20 protein-coding genes are annotated in these 20,985 nt (G+C 59.3%); 5 read left to right on the top strand and 15 right to left on the bottom strand.

Annotated features, from left to right (window positions below; genetic code table 11):
- Nucleotides 1-154 precede the first annotated feature (154 nt).
- From trkA to dusB, 6 genes are all read right to left on the bottom strand, one after another.
- Nucleotides 155-1,531 carry a Trk system potassium transporter TrkA gene (trkA, locus tag CRO62_RS24625; RefSeq protein WP_003512920.1) on the bottom strand — a complete coding sequence of 459 codons (1,377 nt, stop codon included), beginning with the start codon at nucleotides 1,529-1,531 and terminating at the stop codon, nucleotides 155-157.
- Between the two features lie 50 nt (nucleotides 1,532-1,581).
- Nucleotides 1,582-2,946 carry a sigma-54-dependent transcriptional regulator gene (locus tag CRO62_RS24620; protein WP_003512918.1) on the bottom strand — a complete coding sequence of 455 codons (1,365 nt, stop codon included), beginning with the start codon at nucleotides 2,944-2,946 and terminating at the stop codon, nucleotides 1,582-1,584.
- Nucleotides 2,936-5,197, bottom strand: a complete 2,262-nt coding sequence (locus CRO62_RS24615) for a sensor histidine kinase NtrY-like (RefSeq protein WP_097102462.1) — start codon at nucleotides 5,195-5,197, stop codon at nucleotides 2,936-2,938. Before CRO62_RS24615 ends, CRO62_RS24620 begins: the two co-directional genes overlap by 11 nt.
- 149 nt (nucleotides 5,198-5,346) lie before the next feature.
- Nucleotides 5,347-6,798, bottom strand: coding sequence for a nitrogen regulation protein NR(I) (ntrC, locus tag CRO62_RS24610; protein ID WP_003512914.1), 1,452 nt, complete (start codon nucleotides 6,796-6,798; stop codon nucleotides 5,347-5,349).
- Nucleotides 6,795-7,943: a two-component system sensor histidine kinase NtrB gene (locus CRO62_RS24605; RefSeq protein ID WP_003512904.1), complete on the bottom strand. Its 1,149-nt coding sequence runs from the start codon at nucleotides 7,941-7,943 to the stop codon at nucleotides 6,795-6,797. Before CRO62_RS24605 ends, ntrC begins: the two co-directional genes overlap by 4 nt.
- Complete coding sequence (gene dusB, locus CRO62_RS24600) at nucleotides 7,940-8,926, bottom strand: tRNA dihydrouridine synthase DusB (RefSeq protein WP_323455524.1); 987 nt, start codon at nucleotides 8,924-8,926, stop codon at nucleotides 7,940-7,942. Before dusB ends, CRO62_RS24605 begins: the two co-directional genes overlap by 4 nt.
- A 305-nt stretch (nucleotides 8,927-9,231) precedes the next feature.
- Between dusB and CRO62_RS24595 the strand changes: the two genes are divergently transcribed.
- Entirely contained in the window at nucleotides 9,232-10,419 is a 1,188-nt protein-coding gene (locus CRO62_RS24595) for a bifunctional 2-C-methyl-D-erythritol 4-phosphate cytidylyltransferase/2-C-methyl-D-erythritol 2,4-cyclodiphosphate synthase (RefSeq protein WP_097102458.1), read from the top strand.
- Entirely contained in the window at nucleotides 10,416-10,925 is a 510-nt protein-coding gene (locus CRO62_RS24590; RefSeq protein WP_097102456.1) for a CinA family protein, read from the top strand. The genes CRO62_RS24595 and CRO62_RS24590 overlap by 4 nt, the downstream gene beginning before the upstream one ends.
- Here the strand turns inward: CRO62_RS24590 and CRO62_RS24585 are convergent.
- Nucleotides 10,907-11,362, bottom strand: coding sequence for a type II toxin-antitoxin system RatA family toxin (locus CRO62_RS24585; RefSeq protein WP_003512897.1), 456 nt, complete (start codon nucleotides 11,360-11,362; stop codon nucleotides 10,907-10,909). The two genes, CRO62_RS24590 and CRO62_RS24585, sit on opposite strands and share 19 nt — an antisense overlap.
- Nucleotides 11,363-11,371: 9 nt before the next feature.
- Complete coding sequence (locus CRO62_RS24580; protein ID WP_097102454.1) at nucleotides 11,372-11,941, bottom strand: AAA family ATPase; 570 nt, start codon at nucleotides 11,939-11,941, stop codon at nucleotides 11,372-11,374.
- Between the two features lie 248 nt (nucleotides 11,942-12,189).
- Between CRO62_RS24580 and CRO62_RS27295 the strand changes: the two genes are divergently transcribed.
- The 3 genes from CRO62_RS27295 to CRO62_RS24570 all read left to right on the top strand — a co-directional run bounded on the left by CRO62_RS27295 (nucleotide 12,190) and on the right by CRO62_RS24570 (nucleotide 14,241).
- Nucleotides 12,190-12,366: a hypothetical protein gene (locus tag CRO62_RS27295; protein ID WP_003512893.1), complete on the top strand. Its 177-nt coding sequence runs from the start codon at nucleotides 12,190-12,192 to the stop codon at nucleotides 12,364-12,366.
- Nucleotides 12,367-12,481: 115 nt separating this feature from the next.
- A complete protein-coding gene (locus tag CRO62_RS24575; RefSeq protein ID WP_097102452.1) occupies nucleotides 12,482-13,216 on the top strand; it encodes a helix-turn-helix transcriptional regulator in 735 nt (244 codons plus the stop codon).
- Nucleotides 13,217-13,311: 95 nt separating this feature from the next.
- The gene (locus CRO62_RS24570) at nucleotides 13,312-14,241 is read left to right on the top strand and encodes a DMT family transporter (protein ID WP_097102450.1); all 930 of its coding nucleotides are present in this window, start codon (nucleotides 13,312-13,314) and stop codon (nucleotides 14,239-14,241) included.
- Between the two features lie 77 nt (nucleotides 14,242-14,318).
- Here CRO62_RS24570 and lipA read toward each other — a convergent pair whose 3' ends face one another.
- The 7 genes from lipA to CRO62_RS24535 form a co-directional block, all read right to left on the bottom strand.
- Nucleotides 14,319-15,290 carry a lipoyl synthase gene (gene lipA, locus CRO62_RS24565; protein ID WP_003512887.1) on the bottom strand — a complete coding sequence of 324 codons (972 nt, stop codon included), beginning with the start codon at nucleotides 15,288-15,290 and terminating at the stop codon, nucleotides 14,319-14,321.
- A gap of 104 nt (nucleotides 15,291-15,394) precedes the next feature.
- The gene (locus tag CRO62_RS24560; protein ID WP_003512885.1) at nucleotides 15,395-15,643 is read right to left on the bottom strand and encodes a GlsB/YeaQ/YmgE family stress response membrane protein; all 249 of its coding nucleotides are present in this window, start codon (nucleotides 15,641-15,643) and stop codon (nucleotides 15,395-15,397) included.
- A gap of 81 nt (nucleotides 15,644-15,724) precedes the next feature.
- Nucleotides 15,725-17,170: a dihydrolipoyl dehydrogenase gene (gene lpdA, locus CRO62_RS24555; protein ID WP_097102448.1), complete on the bottom strand. Its 1,446-nt coding sequence runs from the start codon at nucleotides 17,168-17,170 to the stop codon at nucleotides 15,725-15,727.
- Between the two features lie 58 nt (nucleotides 17,171-17,228).
- The gene (locus CRO62_RS24550) at nucleotides 17,229-17,873 is read right to left on the bottom strand and encodes an SGNH/GDSL hydrolase family protein (protein ID WP_003512881.1); all 645 of its coding nucleotides are present in this window, start codon (nucleotides 17,871-17,873) and stop codon (nucleotides 17,229-17,231) included.
- 12 nt (nucleotides 17,874-17,885) lie between these two features.
- A complete protein-coding gene (locus CRO62_RS24545; RefSeq protein ID WP_097102446.1) occupies nucleotides 17,886-19,256 on the bottom strand; it encodes a pyruvate dehydrogenase complex dihydrolipoamide acetyltransferase in 1,371 nt (456 codons plus the stop codon).
- Between the two features lie 2 nt (nucleotides 19,257-19,258).
- Entirely contained in the window at nucleotides 19,259-19,543 is a 285-nt protein-coding gene (locus CRO62_RS24540; protein ID WP_174001736.1) for a hypothetical protein, read from the bottom strand.
- A gap of 12 nt (nucleotides 19,544-19,555) precedes the next feature.
- Nucleotides 19,556-20,977 (bottom strand): pyruvate dehydrogenase complex E1 component subunit beta, encoded by a 1,422-nt coding sequence (locus CRO62_RS24535; RefSeq protein WP_003512876.1) that lies wholly within the window; start codon nucleotides 20,975-20,977, stop codon nucleotides 19,556-19,558.
- Nucleotides 20,978-20,985: the final 8 nt, after the last annotated feature.

Here is a 20,985-nt window from a genome sequence, read left to right as displayed (position 1 = left end):
GATACCGGAAAATAATCAATCAATAATAAGCCGGCCGAGTCTAGTCCCCCGCTTGGCCGACCTGCAACTCTGGTATCAAATCGTGTCCTGTTCCGCAACGGCGAAAACAGCCGAATGAGTACGAGTATTGACCTGCTTTTTCGATTCGAAACAGTCAGAAATATTGTATCGAAACCCGGAAAAGCTGTTCCACGTCGCGCACCGCATCGGCAGATGCAAACAGCACGACGCGGTCCTTCGCCTTGATCTTCGTGCTGCCGTCCGGGCGGATCACCACACCGTCGCGATAGATCGCGCCGATGCGCACGCCATCAGGCATATCGATATCACGGAAGGACTGGCCGACCAGCGGCGAAGTCTCCAGCGCCTCTGCCTCGATTACCTCCGCCGAGCCGCGCTGAACGGCATAAACCGACCGGATACGGCCCTTGCGCACATGCTGGAGCACGCGCGAAATGGTAACGGCCCGGGGATTGATATAGGCGTCGAGACCGAGTGAATCCGCAACCTCGTGAAAGGACGAGCTGTTCAACAATGCAAGGTTGGATTTGCAGCCGAGCTGCTTGGCCATCACCGCCGCCAGTATATTGGTCTGATCGCTGTTGGTGAGCGTCACGATCAGATCCGCATCCTGAATATCGGCCTGCAGCAAAATCTTCTGGTCCAGCGCCGAACCATGCATGACAATGGTGTTGCTGAGTTGTTCCGATGCGGCAATAGCCCTGTCGCGATCCGCCTCGATGATTTTTACCCGCGTCTTAGGCTGCAACTCCTCGATCTTCTGCGCGACGAAGTGGCCGATATTGCCGGCGCCCGCAATGACGATGCGCTGCGCCTCCTGCTCCTCATGGCCGAAGAGGCCAAGGGTGCGGCGTGCGTGCTGTCGCTGACAGATGACATAAGCGAGGTCGCCGACGCGCAGCTGCTCGGAGGAGTGCGCGACCTTGAGGATGCCGTTCCGGTAGACACCCACCACGGTTGCGATAAGGTCCGGAAAGAGGTTGGAAAGCTGCTGCAGCGGCGTGTTGATGACCGGGCAGTCCTCCATGCACTCGATTGCCAGCATGAAAACCGTGTCGTCGGCGAAACGCACGACATCGGTGGCACCCGGAAAGGCGATGCGCCTGAGTACCATCTTGCCGACTTCGACTTCAGGCGAAATCGTCACGTCGATCGACATGTTTTCACGGCTGAACAGATCGGCATATTCCGGCTTCAGATAGCTTTGGTCGCGGATGCGGGCGATCTTGGTCGGAACGCTGAACAGCGCATGCGCGACCTCGCAGGCGACGATATTGATCTCGTCATGCAGGGTCACGGCGATGATCATGTCGGCCTGGTCCGCACCCGCCTTTGCCAGCATGTCGGGATGGGCGCCATGGCCGACATAACCGCGCACATCCAGCGTCTCGGTAATGGCGGTAATGAGGGTCGCGGAGGTATCGATGACCGATACCTCATTATCCTCGCGCGACAGTTGTTCGGCAATGCCGTAACCCACCTGCCCTGCGCCGCAAATGATGACTTTCATGCTGTCTCTCTGACGGAATAATCGATTACGACGACTTGGGCCTTCGTGTCTTATACGCCGAGAGATTTCAGTTTGCGATGCAGTGCCGATCTTTCCATGCCGACAAATTCCGCCGTTCGTGAAATATTGCCGCCGAAGCGGTTGATCTGGGCGACCAGATAGTCCCGCTCGAACATTTCACGTGCTTCGCGCAACGGCAGTGTCATGATGTGCTGATCGCCTTGCGCCGAAATCTTCGGCAGCATGTCGCCAATATCCGCCGGCAACATGTCTGCCGAGATTGGTGCCTCACCGCCTTCGGGGCGTGCCAGAATCATCAGCCGCTCGATATTGTTGCGGAGCTGGCGAATGTTACCCGGCCAGTCATGCGTCTGGAGAACGGCCATAGCGTCATCGCCAATCTTGCGCGGGCGGATGCCGGCCTGTTCGGAAATCTGCCGCATGAACATGTCGACGAGGAAAGGAATATCCTCACGCCGCTCGGACAGCGCCGGCACCTTCACCGGCACCACGGCGAGGCGATGGTAAAGATCTTCGCGGAACTGGCCTTCGGCGATCAGGCTTTCGAGGTGATGGGCGGTTGAGGAGATGATGCGCACATCCACCTTTACCCGCTTGCCGCCACCAACGCGCTCGAACTGCTGATCGACCAGCACGCGCAGGATCTTGTTCTGGGTTTCGCGCGGCATCTCGCCGACTTCATCGAGATAGAGAACACCGCGATGGGCCTCTTCCAGAGCGCCCACCTTGCGCGGCTGCCCGGGCAGGCCTTCCGTGCCGAACAAGGCGATTTCCATGCGGTCCGGCGTGATCGTCGCAGCGTTCAGCGCAACGAAAGGTCCTGTGGCACGCGAGGATTTCTTGTGCACCATGCGCGCCACCAGCTCCTTTCCGGAACCGGAGGGGCCGAGGATCATGATGCGGCTGTTGGTGGGCGCCACGCGGTCAATGGTCTGGCGAAGTTGGGAAACCGCAAGCGACGCGCCGACGAGTTCAACCGCGTCGCCAGTGCGCTTCTTGAGTTCCTGCACCTCCCGCTTCAGCTTGGAGTTCTCCAGCGCGCGTTCAGCAATCAGGATCAGGCGGTCTGCCTTGAACGGTTTCTCAATGAAATCGAACGCCCCGCGCTTGATGGCGTTGACGGCGGTTTCGATGTTGCCATGACCGGAAATCATCACAACAGGGATATCGGGATGGCGGCTCTTGATCTCGTCCAGCAGGGCCAGACCGTCGAGCTTCGACCCCTGCATCCAGATGTCGAGAAAGATGAGACGCGGAACGCGTTCGGAAATGGCGGCCAGCGCGCTGTCGCTGTCGAACGCCATGCGCGTCTCGTGGCCTTCATCGGAAAGAATACCCGCTACGATTTCGCGAATGTCCGCCTCGTCATCCACGACCAGAATATCAGACGCCATATGCTGCTTCCTTGTTATTTTTGCCGCCGACCGCCTCGATATAGGGCAGCAGCACTCTGATCATGGCACCGTGGCCATGGTCGAACTCCGGCGGGGCATCGTGGAGTTCCAGATACCCGCCATGCTCTTCGATGATTTTCTTGACGATGGCGAGGCCGAGGCCCGTGCCCTTGTCCCGCATCGTCATATAGGGTTCGAGAATGCGGTGACGGTTCTCGACGGGCAGGCCTCTGCCATTGTCGATGATGTCAGCCACGAACCGCGAATTGGCCTCGTCGAAGGATGCGCGCACCAGGATTTTGCCTGGCCGTTTTTCGCCTTCCACCGCCTCGATCGCTTCCGTTGCATTCTTGATGAGATTGCCGAACGCCTGTCCCAGCATGCGGGCATCGAACATGCCCTCCAGCGGGACATCGCCAAATTCCGTCGAGAATTTCGTGTCGGCGGCGCTTATTTCGCGCAGGAATGCCGCGTCCTTCAAGATCGAACGCAGGTCCGACTTTTCCTTCGTGGGCTTCGGCATGCGCGCAAAGGCCGAGAATTCATCCACCATCCGGCCGATGTCACCAACCTGCCGGACGATGGTGTCCGTACACTGGTCGAAGATGGCGCGGTCGTTCTCGTCGATCTGCTTGCCGAAGCGGCGTTTGATGCGCTCGGCGGAAAGCTGGATAGGTGTCAGAGGGTTCTTGATCTCATGCGCAATACGCCGCGCGACGTCGGACCAGGCGGTCGAGCGCTGGGCAATGACGAGATCGGTGATATCGTCGAGCGTGATGACGTAGCTGTCGCGGCTGTCGCGCGCATCCTCACGGGTCACCTGCACATTGAGCGTCCGTTCCGTGCCGCGCCGCATGATGTTGATCTGCTTGCGGAAATTTCCGCGCGACCAGGTGTTGGCCTCCGTCACGACCTCTTCGATTTCAGGCGCGATATCAGATAGTTGCGCACCGATCAGCTGGTCGGAGGAAAGCGCCACGAATTCTTCAGCAGAAGGATTGACGATGGTGATCCTGCGGTTTTCATCAATGCCGATAACGGCGGCGGTAACGCCCGACAATACGGCCTCGATGAAACGGCGGCGATCATCGATGTCATCTTTCGCTTCAATGATCTGTTCCTGTTGGCTGCGCAGTTCCGAGACCATCTTGTTGAAGGTGCGCGACAGGCGGCCCACGTCGCCATCGATGGCGCGAACGGGAACCAGCACATGCATGTTCCCGGTGGCGACACTGTCTGCGGCGCTGATGAGGAGACGGATAGGACGCACGATACGGTCGGCCACCGCAATCGCGGTCCAGATCGCCGCCAGAAGTACGATCAGCGCAAAACCGAGATAGAGGATTGCAAACGCAATCTGCAACGGCGCACGGCCGGCCTCCATCGCCTTGTATTCGGCGCGGTTCTCTTCCATCAGCCGCATCGCGCCCATTACCTTGGGATCGACGGCACGCACGGTGTAAAGGAACGTACCGCTGATGCCCTCGAGCTTGATGATGGCGCCGACGAGATTGGTGATGCCAGGCGGAATGAGGGTCGGCTGACCAGCGGCGGCCTTTTCAAGTGCATCATGCGGAATGGCTGGAAGCGGCTTTTCCGTCTTGATATCGGCTTGCGCAACGGCGTCGCCGTCTTCCTGCACCAGGAATGCGCCGAGAAGACCACGGCCCTTGGCCTGACGGGTCATGAGATCGACGAAGCCGGTGCGGTCGAGATAAAAGAGCGCGCGATTGCGGTCGAGGTCGGTGGCCATCGACAGGGTCTGCCCCTGAAGATAACCGGCATTCTCCATCATATAGGCCTGGGCGATATTGCTGGAGGAATCGACGATCGACTGGGTACGTAGCGCAAACCAGCGGTCGAGACCGACATTCAGCGTCAGGCTGGCGAAGATGGCGACGAGAACGGCCGGTGTAATCGCAACGATGGAAAACAGCACGACGATGCGCACATGCAATCGTGCCGCCGCCCTGCCCTTTTTCCGCGCTTTCAGCAGACGGTTGATTTCCCGACCGATGAGAAAGATCAGTCCGATCACAAAGATCGAATTGATGACGACCGAGGCGATGACAACATTCGATGTCGGCGCAATCGGTGTTACGCCCAGAAGCACAAAAAGTGTCAGTATGGCGCAAACAAGGGCGACACCGGCAAGCACCAGCCCCGGCAGAGCGAAAGACATCCTGCGATCGGCTACCACCATTCCCGCTGCGTCTTCGGCAACGGCTTTTTCGGCGGCGGGTTTCCGCATGCATTTCTCCCAATCGCTGGCTAGCCAGCACCACATTCATGAAAATGGGCGAATCCACCTCGTGCCGGCGAATCTCTCTCCATCCTAGTGTTTTCCAAGCAACACAATGTGGCGAAAATGCAACGACGACTGCGGCCTTGTCAACATTCTCAGCTGGGGCGGGAGCTGCGATACACGGAAACGCCAAGCTCGCGAATCTTCTTGCGCAGCGTATTGCGGTTGAGGCCAAGAAGATCGGCAGCCTTGATCTGGTTACCGCGCGTCGCCGTCAGGGCGGCGAGAATGAGCGGATATTCCAGTTCGCGCAGAACACGGTCGTAGAGACCCGGCGGCGGCAGGCCTTCGCCGAAACTTGCGAAATAATCCCGCATGTTTTCCTCGACCGCCTGCGAAATGGTCAACGAGCCGGTGCGGACCGCCATCTTGTCGAGCGGGCTGTCTGGAACATCCGACTGCAATTCCTGCTCGATGATCTCGCGGGTGATGACTTCCTGCGGATAAAGCGCCATCAGGCGACGGATCAGGTTTTCGAGTTCGCGCACGTTGCCGGGCCAGGCATAGGCCTTCATGACTTCCAGCGCCTCGGTCTCGAAACGCTTTCCTTCCAGCCCCTCCTTCTCACCCGTCTGGATGAAATGGCGCACCAAATCGGGAATATCCTCGGCGCGGTCGCGCAGCGGCGGCAGCCGCAGCGGCACGACGTTCAGGCGGTAATAGAGGTCTTCGCGGAAAAGGCCCTGGTTGATCGACTGCTTCAGGTCCTTGTTGGTGGCGGCGACGATGCGAACATCGGTCCTGATCGGCGTGCGTCCGCCCACCGTCGTATATTCGCCCTGCTGCAATACGCGCAGCAGCCGCGTCTGGGCGTCCATCGGCATATCGCCGATTTCGTCGAGAAACAGCGTGCCGCCCTCGGCCTGTTCGAAACGGCCGGTCGAGCGGTTCTGCGCGCCGGTGAAGGCGCCCTTCTCATGGCCGAACAGTTCGGATTCGATCAGATCACGCGGGATTGCCGCCATGTTGATGGCGACGAAGGGGCCGTTGCGGCGCTTGCCGTAATCATGCAGCGCGCGCGCCACCAGTTCCTTGCCGGTGCCGGATTCGCCGGTAATCATCAGCGTCAGGTCGGTCTGCATCAGGCGGGCGAGAACCCGGTAGATTTCCTGCATGGCGGCCGAGCGGCCGACGAGCGGCATGCCGTCCTGCATATCGTCGTCGAGTTTGGCGGGCTTGCGCTTCGGCTCCGACAGGGCGCGGCCGATGATGGCAATCAGTTCCGTCAGGTCGAAGGGCTTGGGCAGGTAATCGTAAGCGCCCTTTTCCGAGGCCTTGATCGCGGTCATGAAGGTGTTCTGGGCACTCATCACCAGAACCGGCAGATCCGGGCGGGCCTTCTTGATGCGCGGAAGCAGATCGAAGGCGTTTTCATCCGGCATCACAACATCGGTAACGACCAGATCGCCCTCGCCGGCAGAAACCCAGCGCCAGAGCGTTGCGGCATTGGACGTGATGCGCACATCGTAACCGGCACGGCTGAGCGCCTGATTAAGCACGGTGCGGATCGCGGCATCATCATCGGCGACGAGGATAGTAGCTGTCATCTGTCATTTCCTGTCGAGTTCGGCAAGATGCGGTCGTCCAGCGCCACTTCAGGCGAGACGGGCATCAATACGCGGAAAGTCGTGCGATGGTTCTGGCTGTCGCATTCGACAATGCCGCCATGGGCGCCGATCAGTTTGGCAACAAGCGCCAGACCCAGGCCCGAACCATTCGTCTTGGTGGTGATGAAGGGGTCGAAGAGATGCGGCAGGAGATCGGCCGGCACCCCCGGCCCATTGTCATGCACGCAAAATTCAAGCGGCAGCGAGATGCGTTCGCGGCTGCCGGCCACGGACATGCGCATGCCAGGACGATATGCCGTCGTCAGCACGATCTCGCCCTCCGACTGATTTCCGACGGCTTCCGCCGCGTTTTTCACCAGATTGAGAAAGACCTGCACCAGCTGGTCGCGATTGGCATAGACCGCCGGCAACGATGGATCATAATTCTCGGAAATCTTGATGTTACGGGCAAAGCCGGCTTTGGCTATGGCCTTCACATGGTCGAGCACCGAATGGATGTTGACCGGCACGCGGTCCACCGGACGCTCGTCGGAAAACACTTCCATACGGTCAACCAGGGAGACGATACGATCGGTCTCGTCGCAGATCAGCCGTGTCAGCGCACGGTCCTCATCGGCAACCGATGTCTCGAGAAGCTGCGCGGCACCACGAATGCCCGAAAGCGGGTTCTTGATCTCATGCGCCAGCATCGAGGCAAGGCCGGTCACAGAGCGTGCAGCAGCCCGGTGGGTCAATTGCCGGTCGATCTTGTCAGCCATCGACCGTTCCTGGAAGACGACGACAACGGACCCCGGCTCGCTGACAACGGGCGCGACATAGAGATCGACGAGCTTGTCCTGTCCAAGCCGTGGGGAGCTCAGATCGACCCGATATTCATTTACCGGCGCGCGGCGTTCCCGCACCTGATCGATCAGCGCAAGCAGCGGACTGCCGAAGGGAATGAAGGTGGAGACGCGGTAGCGGGCGAGATGGGAGGCGCTGGCCCCGAAAAAGGCTTCTGCTTCCCAATTGGCAAAAGCGATGAAACCTTCGGCATCCACCAGAATAACGGGATTCTGCACCGCGTTAAGAACCGCCATGGCGAGCGGATTCGCATCTGCCGGGCTGTGTTTATCAGCGCTCATGCGGCCTTCCTTGCGGCTTCTTCGCCCGCATTGTCGCAAAGGGCGGAGCGCAGCAGATCAGCCACTTCCCCCGTATCACGCGATGTCATGATTTTAGCCTTGTCGGTGGTGGCGATCTCCGTCGCGAAACGGTCGAGATACCAGCCCAGGTGTTTGCGGGCATGCCGAAGACCGGCTTCCCTTCCATAAAATTCGAGCATCATGTCGTAATGTTCGACGGCGATATCGGAAATATCGGCGCGTTGCGGCGCGGCATGTCCGGCCAGTACCGCCGGCAGCCAGGGTTGCCCCTGTGCGCCGCGACCGACCATGACGGCATCCGCGCCGGAACGGCTGAGGATTTCACGCGCATCTTCGGCGGTCTCGACATCGCCATTGGCGATCAGCGGCACGGAAATCACCTCGCGCACGGCGCGAATGGCGTCCCAGTTCGCCTGTCCTTCGTAAAACTGCATGCGGGTACGGCCGTGAATGGTGATGAGCTGGACGCCAGCGGCTTGAGCGCGGCGGGCAATTTCGGGTGCATTGATGGTGTTTTCATCCCAGCCGAGCCGCATCTTCAGCGTCACGGGCACATCGACCGCGCCGACGGTCGCCTCGATCAACGACAGCGCATGATCAGGATCCCGCATCAAGGCCGAACCGGAATAACCGCCCGTCACCTTCTTGGCCGGACAACCCATATTGATGTCGATGATGCCAGCGCCATTATCAGCCGCAATTTTTGCCGCTTCCGCCATAAAACGCGCTTCGCGTCCGGCGAGCTGCACCATATGCGGAACCATCCCGGCATTTTTCAGCCGCGCCCAGGATTCCCCACGATTGGCGACGAGTTCCCGGCTTGCGACCATTTCAGTCACAACAAGGCCCGCGCCGTAACGCCAGGCGAGCTGACGGAAAGGCAGATCTGTCACGCCCGACATGGGCGCCAGCACCGCGCGATTACGGATCGCGACTGAGCCGATGCTGAACGGGACTGACAACTCCGGAGGGGGCAAATGATGATCTTTCGTGCAGAAGGGTTATATGCATTATTTTTAGACAGTGTTTGCGCAGTTGCCAAGCACTTTTACAGGGTTGCACCTTTTATTTGCGCGTGGCCTGCCTGCCTGTTTTGCTAGCGGCGGCAATTTGTGCAGGTTTGAACAAACGGGTTGACCGATCCTGCGGCATGCGGGTGCGGGTGGGCGGCTTATCGGGCTGGCCATTCGGGTTTTGAAACGCTAGAGCAGGACTGTCAACCATTAAGGGTTGCGCACAAAGCATAAGACCAATGCAGGAAAGTACTATGAAACTCGGCATCGTCATTGTCGCCGCAGGACGCGGAGAAAGAGCCGGCTCCCCCGAGGAAGGGCCGAAACAATATCGCCCGATCGGCGGCAAGGCCGTGATCGAGCATACATTGTCGACCTTTCTTGCCTGGGCAAACTCCTCCCCGATCGTGGTCGTCGTCCATGCCGACGATGCAGCACTCCTGTCACCAATCCTTGAACGGCTGAATGCCGGAGAGCGGATCGTCACCGTCACGGGCGGCGCAACCCGGCAGCAATCGGTGCTCGCAGGTCTGGAAGCACTGGCTGCGCAAGACCTGACACATGTGATGATCCACGATGCCGTGCGACCTTTCATCGCCGTGGATATGCTGGAACGCATCGTGGCGCTGCACAAGGCAGGCGCTGTCGGCGTTCTGCCCGCCCTGCCCGTCACTGATACGCTGAAGCGTGGCGCAGGCGATTCTGTCGCGGAGACGGTTTCAAGGCAGGGTCTTTATGCGGCGCAGACACCGCAAAGCTTCGGCTATGGCGAAATCCTCGCCGCGCATCGCGCTGCTGCCACATCTGGAAAAACCGACTTTACCGATGATGCCTCGATCGCAGAATGGGCAAGTCTGCCGGTGACGCTGACCGAAGGCTCGGTCGACAATGTGAAACTCACTCTCAAGCGGGATATCGCCATGGCCGATGAAAAGCTCTCCTACGGACTGCCTGACGTGCGCACCGGCAATGGTTATGACGTGCACCAGCTGGAAGCCGGAGACGGTGTGACGCTGTGCGGCGTTTTCATCGAACACGACCAGAAACTCAAAGGCCATTCGGATGCCGACGTGGCGCTGCATGCGCTGACGGATGCCCTGCTCGCCACCTGCGGCGCTGGCGACATAGGCGATCACTTCCCGCCTTCCGATCCACAATGGAAGGGTGCCGCTTCGCGTATCTTCCTCGAACACGCGGCCAAGGTAGTCCGCGGCAATGGCGGCACGATCATGAATGCCGATGTCTCGCTGATTGCCGAAGCGCCGCGCATCGGTCCGCATCGGCAGGCCATGCGTGAGGCGCTTTCCGACATGCTCGGCATCGCGCTGGAGCGCTGCTCGGTCAAGGCGACCACCAACGAGACGATCGGTTTCGTCGGCCGCCGGGAAGGTATCGCTGCGATTGCCACTGCAACTGTGGTCTACAAGGGCAGACCGCTATGAGCCTGTTTCCTGCGGATATAGAAGAACTGGCGCGGCGGATCATTTCCGACTTTACCGCTGGCGGCTTCATGGTCTCGACGGCGGAAAGCTGTACGGGCGGCCTGATTGCTGGTTCGCTGACGGAAATCGCTGGCTCTTCTGCCGTCGTCGATCGCGGCTTCGTCACCTACACGAACCAGGCCAAGATGGACATGCTTGGGGTTGGCACTGAGACGCTGGCGAATTTCGGCGCCGTATCCCGGCAGACCGCGCTACAAATGGCGCATGGCGCGTTATTTCGTTCCCGGGCGGATTTTGCCGTAGCCGTGACCGGCATTGCCGGTCCGGGCGGAGGTTCGGTTGAAAAACCGGTGGGGCTGGTGCATCTGGCCGCCAGGGCGCGCAGCGGTAAAATCCTGCACCATGAAATGCACTACGGAGAGATCGGGCGCACGGAAATCCGTCTTGCGACCGTCAGGACGGCGCTCGAGATGCTGATTGCCCTCAATCAGGCTGGGTCCGCGTAGATTTTATCGGCGCGGGTCTCGAAGGCTTCGGCGAACATGCGGAAGGCCCTGTCGAACATCGATCCCATGACCGCACCGAGCAGCCGGTTCTTGAATTCATACTCGATGAAAAAATGAATGGCCGAGCCGCCCTCTGCGGAGGCTTCAAAACGCCAGCGATTGTCGAGATATTTGAACGGGCCGTCGATATATTTCACATCGATGGCGCGCTCTGCCGGGTTCAGCAGCACCTGCGTGGTGAAGGTCTCGCGAATGGCCTTGTAGCCCACTGTCATATCTGCCACCAGCAGAGTCTTGCCGTCCCGCTCCTTGCGCGAGCGGATGACCAGCGCTTCGCAAAGCGGCAGAAACTGCGGATACTTCTCCACATCGGCGACGAGGTCGTACATGCGGTCGGGCGAGTGTTTTACAAGGCGATGCGTTTCGAACTGTGGCATGAGCGGCAGTTAATCCTCGATAACAAGAAGATCAAGAAGGCGGCGAAGCTGTTTTCGGCTTTTAAGCTGGAATACCGGCACGTTGGGACCATAAAGCGCGAAATTCTGCTCGAAGATCGGGGCGTGGCGGCGTTCGAAATTCCAGATATAGCGCAGGAAATCGAGATCCAGTCTTTCAGGGCAGCCTTCAGCCATTTCAGGGCGCGCCTTGCCATACCCTTTGGCAATCCGGGTGATGGCGCCCCACAGGCAAAGCCAGCGCGGCATGCGCACCCAAAGGACGATGTCGGATCTCTGCAGACGCATGTCGAAAGACGATGGATTGCTGCCGTCCATCAGCCACCGGTCTTTGGTGACGATGGCTGCGATCCTCTGCCGCTGTTCTTGGCGCGGGCGCGCCTTCCAGCCGGGCAACCAGAAAATATCGCGATCCATGGAAATGTATTCAAATCCAAAGCGCCCTACGAGCTTCCGGGAAAGCGTCGATTTTCCCCCTCCGGAGCAACCGACGACCGAAATACGCTGCGCAGATGCGATAATCGCAGCCGCGTCCTCCACGTTTTCAAGATAGTTCGGCATCGAATAAACCTCGTCTTCGCCACCGTGCCATTTTTAAATAGCGCGGCTATTATTCTGCGGCGGCATGGCCGCGGCGTCCGATGTTACGGAAATTTAACTATTGCAACCCCCTCGCAGGGATTGCTATTTATTTGCGACTAATATTACACCCATGGGATGCAACGGCGCTGGAACCTCCCATTTTCACCGCGCTTATTCATCCTTGGGTTCACACCCACATAACCCGCTTTGAGCCACTGAGTGAGCCGATGGACGATTTTTCCAACATCATCAACCTTCTCGAATCCGCCAAGCAACTCGCATCGATGAACGAAATGCCGATGCTTGCCTATCTCATCGACGTTGCGAAATGCGAGGCGAGAGAGAACAAGCCGGTTTTGCGCAAGCGCAAACGCGGCGAATCGACCGCCAAGGAAGAATGTTAGACGCCGGCTCGATAAAGCTGGCTGGCCCAATCTTCAAGACGATGTCATAATCAGGACTGAAACCGGCCGCTTTTCGAGGCGGCCGTTTTTTTTGCACGATGGAAATGACAATCTCATGATCGCCGCATCCGCCGATATCAGAACCTATACGCAGGAAAGACCGAAGGAACGACATAGCTTCGTGCAGATCGTTCTTCCGGTCTCGGGATGTCTGCGGATCGATGTAGCAGGGCTACAGGACGAATTGTCTGCCGGGCGCGCGGTCTTCATTCATCGCGACACACCGCACACACAGGAAGCGACGACGATCAACCGGTCGCTGGTTGTCGATATCGACGAAACTACTGTTCCCGAACAGGTGCTGGAGAGATTTGTCCGCAAGCCGTTTCTCGATATCGCACGGGATACACGGCAGCTGATCGCTTACATGCGCGGCGTCATCGGATCGGATGGGCCACGTGAGGATATTGCCAACCTCTGGGCACCGCTCCTGATTGGCAGCCTTGCGACTGAAAAGACCGATATCCGCCACCGCCTGCATGCGCTGGGCGAAATCGTCAGGGCGGAACCATTTTTCCCCTGGACCATCGAGACGCTCGCATCCTGCGCCGCGATCAGCGATAGCCGCCTGCATGCGCTGTTTCTGGAAGAGTTCAGCCTCCCTCCTCACCGCTGGCTTGCAGAGCTGCGCATGGACAAGGTCTGCGCATTGCTGCGCCACTCCACATTGCCGATTGCGGAAATTGCCTTGCGGGCCGGCTTTTCCGACCAGACGGCACTGACGCGCGCCATGCGCAACGCGATGGGCAAAACGCCTGCCGCCTATCGCCGGGCCTTCGGAATTCACTGAAAGCACAGCACCTCTTCTCTCAGGAGTTTTTGTCAAGACAGCCGCACGTGGCTGTGGCACATCGCGGGCAATCGTGAATGCGGATGTGACATGACATGAACAAGACAAGCCTCGGTATTATCTACGGCATGATGGCGGGCGCTCTCTGGGGTGCGATCTTTCTCGCCCCGAAACTCGTACCGGATTTTTCCGCCCTGCAACTGTCGACGGCACGTTACCTGACCTACGGGCTGATTTCGCTCATCATCATCGGACCGCGCCTGAAACGGGTATCGGCCCATTTCGGTGCGCGCGAATGGATCGCGCTCGGCTGGCTGAGCATGATCGGCAACATCGCCTACTATGTCTTCATATCAACGGCGGTGAAACTGAGCGGCGTTGCCTTCACGTCCATCATCATCGGCTTCTTGCCGGTTGCCGTTACCATCATCGGCACGCGCGATCATGGCGCGGTATCGCTCAAGCGTCTGTGGCCGTCGCTCGCCTTTGGCGCAATCGGCATTATCGGCATATCCTGGCAGTCGCTGACGGAAAGCGATGCGGGGCTGGATGTCTCCCGCCTGATCGGGCTGGCCTGTGCGCTTGGCGCGCTCGCCTCATGGACGGCCTTTGCGGTTGGCAATGCCCGCTGGCTGTCACGCCTTCACGATGTCAGCGCCGACGACTGGAACATGATGACGGGTGTGGTGACCGGCGGGCTGGCACTGGCGCTCGCCATACCGGCCTTTGCCTTCGGCGGGGAAAGCCATAGCTCCGAGGACTGGCTGCATTTTGCGGCCATCGCCGCCGGTCTGGGTTTCACCGCATCCATTCTCGGAAATGCTCTCTGGAACCGCATGAGCCGCCTGCTGCCGCTCACCATGGTCGGACAGATGATCCTGTTCGAGACGCTCTTTGCGCTGCTCTATGGTTTCCTCTGGGAAGGTCGTGGGCCAACAATCGTAGAAGTCCTGGCGATTTCCTCAGTCGTGCTGAGCGTCATCCTGTGCATGCGCGCGCATCGGCCGGAGAAGATTGTGGCCTGACTTCAGGTGAAAGCCGCAACCCCATCCTCGGGACAAGCCTGAGGATGGCGCGTGAGAGAAATCGCCGACCCGCCTACTTACTCCGCAGCGGCCAGAAGCTTCTTCTCGCGTGCCGCGCGCAGGCGTGCAAAATCGTCGCCCGCATGGTGGGAAGAACGCGTCAGCGGGCTGGAGGAGACCATCAGGAAGCCCTTGGTATAGGCGACCGTCTCATAGGACTTGAATTCCTCCGGCGTGACGTACGCCTCGACCTTGTGGTGCTTGCGGGTCGGCTGCAGATATTGGCCGATGGTCAGGAAGTCCACGTCAGCACTGCGCAGATCGTCCATCAACTGCAGCACTTCGTTGCGCTCTTCGCCAAGGCCGACCATGATGCCTGACTTGGTGAACATGGTCGGGTCCAGTTCCTTGACGCGCTGCAACAGGCGCACTGAATGGAAATAACGCGCACCGGGGCGAACCGTGAGGTAATTGCCGGGAACGGTTTCCATATTGTGGTTGAAGACATCGGGCTTCGCCGCGACGACACGCTCCAGCGCGCCGGGCTTCTTCAGGAAGTCCGGGGTCAGAATTTCGATTGTCGTGTTGGGAGACGCAGCGCGGATCGCCCAGATCACCTTTTCGAAGTGCTCCGCGCCGCCATCGGCGAGATCGTCGCGGTCGACCGAGGTAATGACGACGTGGCTGAGTCCCATCTGCTTGACGGCCTTGGCGACGTTTTCCGGCTCGTCCATATCAAGCGCATTGGGCTTGCCGGTCGCGACGTTGCAGAAGGCGCAGGCGCGGGTGCAGATCTCACCCATGATCATGAAGGTCGCGTGTTTCTTGTCCCAGCATTCGCCGATATTTGGACAGCCGGCTTCCTCGCACACCGTCACCAGCTTGTGACTGCGCACCAGTTCGCGCGTCTCGTGGTAGCCCTTGGACGTCGGCGCCTTGACGCGGATCCATTCCGGCTTGCGCATGACCTCGGTATCAGGCCGATGGGCCTTTTCCGGGTGGCGGATACGCTTTTCTTCGGACGAAGTCCTGTCGAGAATAGTGACCATAAGAAACCTGTTTCTATCGCTTGCCGCGATCATCACATTTATTGACGCGATGCTTTAGAACAATTCCAGAAAAAGCGTAAGCCCCTTCCGGGCACGAAGCCTTGTCAGCGCCGTACCAGCTTAGCCATGAACAACAACAGGCTGGCGCCGATGAAGGACGTTACGAAATAACCGAGCCTGCTGTCCTGAACGAAAACGTCGAAGGTTCTCAGCACCGCAACGGCAACCACCGAACCGACGATGCCGAGAACGATATTCATGAAGATGCCGAAACGCATATCCATGAGTTTGCCGGCGAGCCAGCCGGCAAGACCGCCGATGATGATTGCCGCAATCCAGCCGATATTTTCCATTCCCGCGCTCCCTTATAGAACCAGCGTTGAGACATATGGGACACCCGGCATGGTTAGACAATGCCGGGCATCACGGGGCACTCATGCGTTCAGCACACGTCCGTAGGCGTCGAGCACGCTTTCCTTCATCGACTCGGAAATGGTCGGATGCGGGAAGATTGTGTGCATCAGTTCTTCTTCGGTGGTTTCGAGGTTCATGGCGACCACGAAGCCCTGAATGAGTTCAGTGACTTCCGCACCAACCATGTGCGCGCCGATCAACTCGCCTGTCTTCTTGTCGAAAATGGTCTTGACCATGCCCTGATCTTCACCGAGCGCCACGGCCTTGCCGTTGGCCGCAAAGGAGAAGCGGCCGACGCGGATATCGCGGCCCAGTTCCTTCGCCTTGGCTTCGGTGAGACCAACAGAGGCGACCTGCGGGTTGCAATAGGTGCAGCCGGGGATCTTGAGCTTGTCCATCGGGTGAACATTCGGCAGACCAGCGATCTTTTCAACACAGATCACGGCCTCGTGCTCGGCCTTGTGGGCGAGCAGCGGCGGGCCGGCGACATCGCCGATGGCGTAAACGCCAGGTACATTGGTCTTGCCGTAACCGTCGATGACGATGAAGCCGCGATCGGTCTTCACGCCGACGGCCTCAAGGCCGATGCCTTCGATGTTGGCGACGACGCCGACAGCCGAAATCATCCGGTCAGCGGTGATCTTCTCCGACGAACCGTCCTTCTTCTCGAGCGTCGCGGTGACGGAATTCGCACCCTTCTCAACCTTGGAAACCTTGGTTTCCAGATGGAACTTGATGCCCTGCTTCTCCAGCTGCTTCTTGGCGAAGGCAGAAATCTCCGCATCTTCGACCGGCATCACCTGGCTCATGATTTCGACGACGGTAACGTCGACACCCATGGTGCGGTAGAAGCTGGCAAACTCGATGCCGATAGCGCCGGACCCCATGACGAGCAGAGACTTCGGCAGTTCTTCCGGCTTCATTGCCTCGAAATAGGTCCAGATCAGCTTGCCATCCGGTTCGATGCCTGGAAGCGCGCGCGGGCGGGCGCCTGTGGCGACGATGATGTGCTTGGCGGTATAGGTGCCCTCGCCCAGCGTGTTCTTCGGAACCGGGCCCATCGGTTCGACGGGCTTCTTCTGGGTCTTGGAAACCACGATTTCACCGGGCTTGGTGATCTTGGCCTCGCCCCAGATGATATCGACCTTGTTCTTCTTGAACAGGAAACCGACGCCGTTGTTCATGCGGTGGGCAATGCCGCGCGAACGATCAACGATCGCCTTGACATCAGGCTTGATCGAGCCTTCGAGCGTCAGGCCGTAATCCTTGGCGTGCTGAGCAGTATGCAAGACATCGGCGGTGCGCAGCAGCGCCTTGGTGGGAATGCAGCCCCAGTTGGAGCAGATGCCTGCAAGGTGCTCGCGCTCGACCACGGCAACCTTCAGCCCAAGCTGGGCTGCGCGAATCGCGGCAATATAACCGCCCGGTCCCGAACCGATGATGATGACGTCATAAGATTGAGCCATAGGTATCCTGCCTTGTCCTATCGGGTCACGGCATGCCGTTCCGAAACGAGAATTGTTGTCAAAGTCCGAGCATCATGCGAACGACGGGCTCCAGCCCGCGCCCGATGGCCCGCGTGTTTTCAGCATCGAGATGAACGCCGTCCACGGGCGTCGTGCGGGCAACTGACCCCGCATCGAAAAATCCGCAATCGAGATCGTCGGCCAAATCCCGGTAGACCGGGGCGAGCATCGCCGATTCATCGATCGCATCGCGAAAGATAGCGCCCATCACGGGGTTGGCCGTTTCGCACAGTTGCGGCGGCGCTACGATCAGAACATCCGGCGCTTCCCAGTCCGGCACCTGCCAGACATGGTTGCGCACCAGTTTGACCAGCCGCTCCACACCCTTCATCGCGACGATGGCCGAGCCATGGATCGACGGTTTCAAGTCGTTGGTGCCGAGCATGATGATGACCAGATCAAGCGGCGCGTGGCTGTGCAGAAGCGTCGGCAAGAGCCTTGCGCCGTTGCGATCGCAATCAGCGGTATGATCATCATAGGCGGTGGTTCGTCCGCCCAGCCCTTCGTGGATCACCTTCACATCAGGCCCGAGCGCCTTTTGCAAGACGCTCGGCCAAAGATCGTCATGGCTATGCCGGCCACCCGTTTCCGCATCTGATCCCCATGTCAGGGAATCGCCAAAGCAGAGGACCGACTTCACCATCTCACTCTCCGATCAAACCAGCATGCCCATCGGGTTTTCGATGTAGCGCTTGAAGGCACCGATCAGCTCGGCTCCGAGCGCGCCATCGACGCAGCGGTGGTCGGTAGAGAGCGTAACCGTCATGACATTAGCGATCTTGATCTCGCCGTTCTTCACGACAGCACGCTGTTCGCCCGCGCCGACTGCCAGAATGGTGGCATGCGGCGGGTTGATGACGGCGGAGAAGCTCTTGACGCCCATCATGCCCATGTTGGACACGGCAGTCGTGCCGCCCTGATACTCCTCGGGCTTCAGCTTGCGCTCCTTGGCGCGCTTGCCGTAGTCCTTCATCTCGTTGGAGATGGTGGAGAGCGACTTCTCTTCCGCCTTGCGGATGATCGGCGTGATCAGGCCACCCGGAATGGAAACGGCAACGCCGACATCCGAATGCTTGTGCTTGACCATGTTGCTTTCCGTCCAGGAGACGTTGGCATCAGGCACATCGCGCAGCGCGAGAGCCAGCGCCTTGATGACCATGTCGTTGACCGAAAGCTTGTAGGCGGGCTTGCCGTCCTTTTCGGGAGCGGCGGCGTTGAGCTGGGCGCGCAGCGCCAGAAGCGTATCCAGTTCGCAATCCACGGAAACGTAGAAATGCGGAACGGTCTGCTTGGATTCGACCAGACGCTTGGCGATGACCTTGCGCATGCCGTCATGCGGCACCAGTTCGTAAGAACCGGGTTCGAACAGCTTGAGAACAGCTTCTTCGGACGGGCCCTTGGCAAGTGCGGCAGCCGGTGCGCCTGCGGATGCTGCGGCGGCAGGAGCTGCCTTCGCACCACCGGAAGCGGCGGCCTTTTCCACGTCTGTCTTGACGATACGGCCATGCGGGCCTGAGCCGGACACGGCCGTGAGGTCGAGACCGGCTTCCTTGGCGAGACGACGGGCAAGCGGCGAAGCGAAGATGCGCTCGCCGGACTTTGCAACCGGAGCCGGAGTGGAAGGTGCGGAGGCCTGGTCGGCAGCTGGCTTTTCAGCCTTGGCCGGGGCAGCTTCTTCCTTTGGCGCTTCGGCCTTTGCAACTTCCTGCTTCGGAGCCTCGGCTTTGGCCTGGGACGCGGCAGGAGCAGCGTTGCCGCCCTTTGCCGCCTCAGCCACATCCTCGCCATCGGCGGCGAGGATAGCGATCAGGGCGTTGACCTTGACCGCTTCCGTGCCTGCGGGAACCACGAGCTTGGCGACCGTGCCCTCATCGACGGCTTCCACTTCCATGGTTGCCTTGTCGGTCTCGATCTCGGCGATCACGTCACCGGGTGCGACCTTGTCGCCTTCCTTGACCAGCCATTTGGCCAGATTACCCTCTTCCATCGTCGGAGAAAGGGCAGGCATGGTGATGTTGATAGGCATGACTAGTCCCCCCAAACGAGATTATATTGTTCCAACTCTTCAGGATGTTCCGCCAGCCGATCCAGCTGCGACGGCGAGACTTCGATATATCCGGCGACATCGCTCAGCCATTCGCTAACGGCGCCGATGACGCCGATATACTCACGCGGGACACCGGCAATCACATCGCCTTCACCGTCATTGATAATCGCCCAAAAGATGACACGCTCGAACTGAGGAGACCCTTTGGAACCTAGAACACGATACCAATTTTCAGTTGCCGGGAGGATTTGTTTTATTTTACTCAAAATCATCTCCCCTTATTTGTAGCAGACGGTTTTGACAGCCTGAACGACTTCATCGACGTTCGGCAGGGCCAGCTTTTCGAGGTTTGCAGCGTAAGGCATCGGAACGTCCTTGCCGGCAATCGTCAGGATCGGCGCATCGAGATAGTCGAAAGCGGCACGCATGACCTGGTTGGCGATGAAGTCACCAACCGATGACTGCGGGAAGCCTTCCTCAACGGTGACCAGACGACCGGTCTTCTTGACCGATTCGATGACGGTGGGCAGATCCATCGGACGGATGGTACGAAGGTCGATCAGTTCGACGTCGATGCCGAGCTTTTCGAGTTCCGCAACCGCCTTGATTGCGTAGGTCATGCCGATGCCGAAGGAAACGATCGTCGCATCCTTGCCCTTGCGGTGAATGCGCGCCTTGCCGATCGGCAGCACGAAATCGTCGAGCTTCGGCACTTCGAAGCTCTGGCCGTAGAGAATTTCATTCTCAAGGAAGATGACCGGGTTCGGGTCACGGATGGCTGCCTTCAGGAGACCCTTGGCGTCCGCTGCCGTGTAGGGCATGACGACCTTGAGGCCCGGAATATGGCTGTACCATGCGGCGTAACATTGCGAATGCTGAGCACCAACGCGGGCAGCAGCACCCGAGGGGCCGCGGAACACCATCGGTGCGCCCATCTGGCCGCCCGACATGTAAAGCGTCTTCGCCGCCGAGTTGACGATCTGGTCGATCGCCTGCATGGCGAAGTTGAAGGTCATGAATTCGACGATGGGCCGCAGGCCCGTCATTGCCGCACCGACGCCGATACCGGCAAAACCGTGCTCGGTGATCGGGGTGTCGATGACGCGGCGCTCGCCGAATTCCTGCAACAGGCCTTGGGTAATCTTGTAGGCGCCCTGATATTCGGCGACTTCTTCACCCATGACGAAGACTTTTTCGTCGGCGCGCATTTCTTCGGCCATGGCGTCGCGCAGCGCTTCACGCACCGTCGTCATCACCATTTCGGTGCCTTCAGGAATATCCGGATCGGCAGCGACTTCGATCTTAGGTGCAGCCGGAACCTTTGCGGCTTCCTTGGCAGCGCTCGGCTCCTCGGACGCTTCGCGGGTCTTGCCGCCTGCGGCATCCGAATCGGAATTTGCAGCTTCAGCCTTCGGCTCTTCCTTCTTGGCGGAAGAAGAGATGTCGGCAGCGCTTTCGCCTTCCTGGATGAGAACGGCGATCGGCGTGTTGACCTTGACGCCTTCGGTGCCGGCGTCGATCAGCAGCTTGCCGATAACACCTTCATCCACAGCTTCCACTTCCATGGTCGCCTTGTCGGTCTCGATCTCGGCAATCACGTCGCCGGATGTGACCTTGTCGCCTTCCTTTTTAAGCCATTTGGAAAGCGTGCCTTCCTCCATGGTCGGGGAAAGGGCGGGCATAAGAATTTCTACTGGCATGGGTTTCC

It is taken from the genome of Rhizobium sp. AN6A, from assembly GCF_900215635.1.
Classification (GTDB): Bacteria; Pseudomonadota; Alphaproteobacteria; order Rhizobiales; family Rhizobiaceae; genus Agrobacterium; species Agrobacterium tumefaciens.
This window is presented reverse-complemented; position numbering and strand designations above follow the sequence as displayed.

Bases quoted from the DNA above. Each gene is read 5' to 3' on its own strand.
- trkA (WP_003512920.1), bottom strand. From the start codon at position 1,531: ATGAAAGTCATCATTTGCGGCGCAGGGCAGGTGGGTTACGGCATTGCC.
- CRO62_RS24620 (WP_003512918.1), bottom strand. From the start codon at position 2,946: ATGGCGTCTGATATTCTGGTCGTGGATGACGAGGCGGACATTCGCGAA.
- CRO62_RS24615 (WP_097102462.1), bottom strand. From the start codon at position 5,197: ATGCGGAAACCCGCCGCCGAAAAAGCCGTTGCCGAAGACGCAGCGGGA.
- ntrC (WP_003512914.1), bottom strand. From the start codon at position 6,798: ATGACAGCTACTATCCTCGTCGCCGATGATGATGCCGCGATCCGCACC.
- CRO62_RS24605 (WP_003512904.1), bottom strand. From the start codon at position 7,943: ATGAGCGCTGATAAACACAGCCCGGCAGATGCGAATCCGCTCGCCATG.
- CRO62_RS24595 (WP_097102458.1), top strand. From the start codon at position 9,232: ATGAAACTCGGCATCGTCATTGTCGCCGCAGGACGCGGAGAAAGAGCC.
- CRO62_RS24590 (WP_097102456.1), top strand. From the start codon at position 10,416: ATGAGCCTGTTTCCTGCGGATATAGAAGAACTGGCGCGGCGGATCATT.
- CRO62_RS24585 (WP_003512897.1), bottom strand. From the start codon at position 11,362: ATGCCACAGTTCGAAACGCATCGCCTTGTAAAACACTCGCCCGACCGC.
- CRO62_RS24580 (WP_097102454.1), bottom strand. From the start codon at position 11,941: ATGCCGAACTATCTTGAAAACGTGGAGGACGCGGCTGCGATTATCGCA.
- CRO62_RS27295 (WP_003512893.1), top strand. From the start codon at position 12,190: ATGGACGATTTTTCCAACATCATCAACCTTCTCGAATCCGCCAAGCAA.
- CRO62_RS24575 (WP_097102452.1), top strand. From the start codon at position 12,482: ATGATCGCCGCATCCGCCGATATCAGAACCTATACGCAGGAAAGACCG.
- CRO62_RS24570 (WP_097102450.1), top strand. From the start codon at position 13,312: ATGAACAAGACAAGCCTCGGTATTATCTACGGCATGATGGCGGGCGCT.
- lipA (WP_003512887.1), bottom strand. From the start codon at position 15,290: ATGGTCACTATTCTCGACAGGACTTCGTCCGAAGAAAAGCGTATCCGC.
- CRO62_RS24560 (WP_003512885.1), bottom strand. From the start codon at position 15,643: ATGGAAAATATCGGCTGGATTGCGGCAATCATCATCGGCGGTCTTGCC.
- lpdA (WP_097102448.1), bottom strand. From the start codon at position 17,170: ATGGCTCAATCTTATGACGTCATCATCATCGGTTCGGGACCGGGCGGT.
- CRO62_RS24550 (WP_003512881.1), bottom strand. From the start codon at position 17,873: ATGGTGAAGTCGGTCCTCTGCTTTGGCGATTCCCTGACATGGGGATCA.
- CRO62_RS24545 (WP_097102446.1), bottom strand. From the start codon at position 19,256: ATGCCTATCAACATCACCATGCCTGCCCTTTCTCCGACGATGGAAGAG.
- CRO62_RS24535 (WP_003512876.1), bottom strand. From the start codon at position 20,977: ATGCCAGTAGAAATTCTTATGCCCGCCCTTTCCCCGACCATGGAGGAA.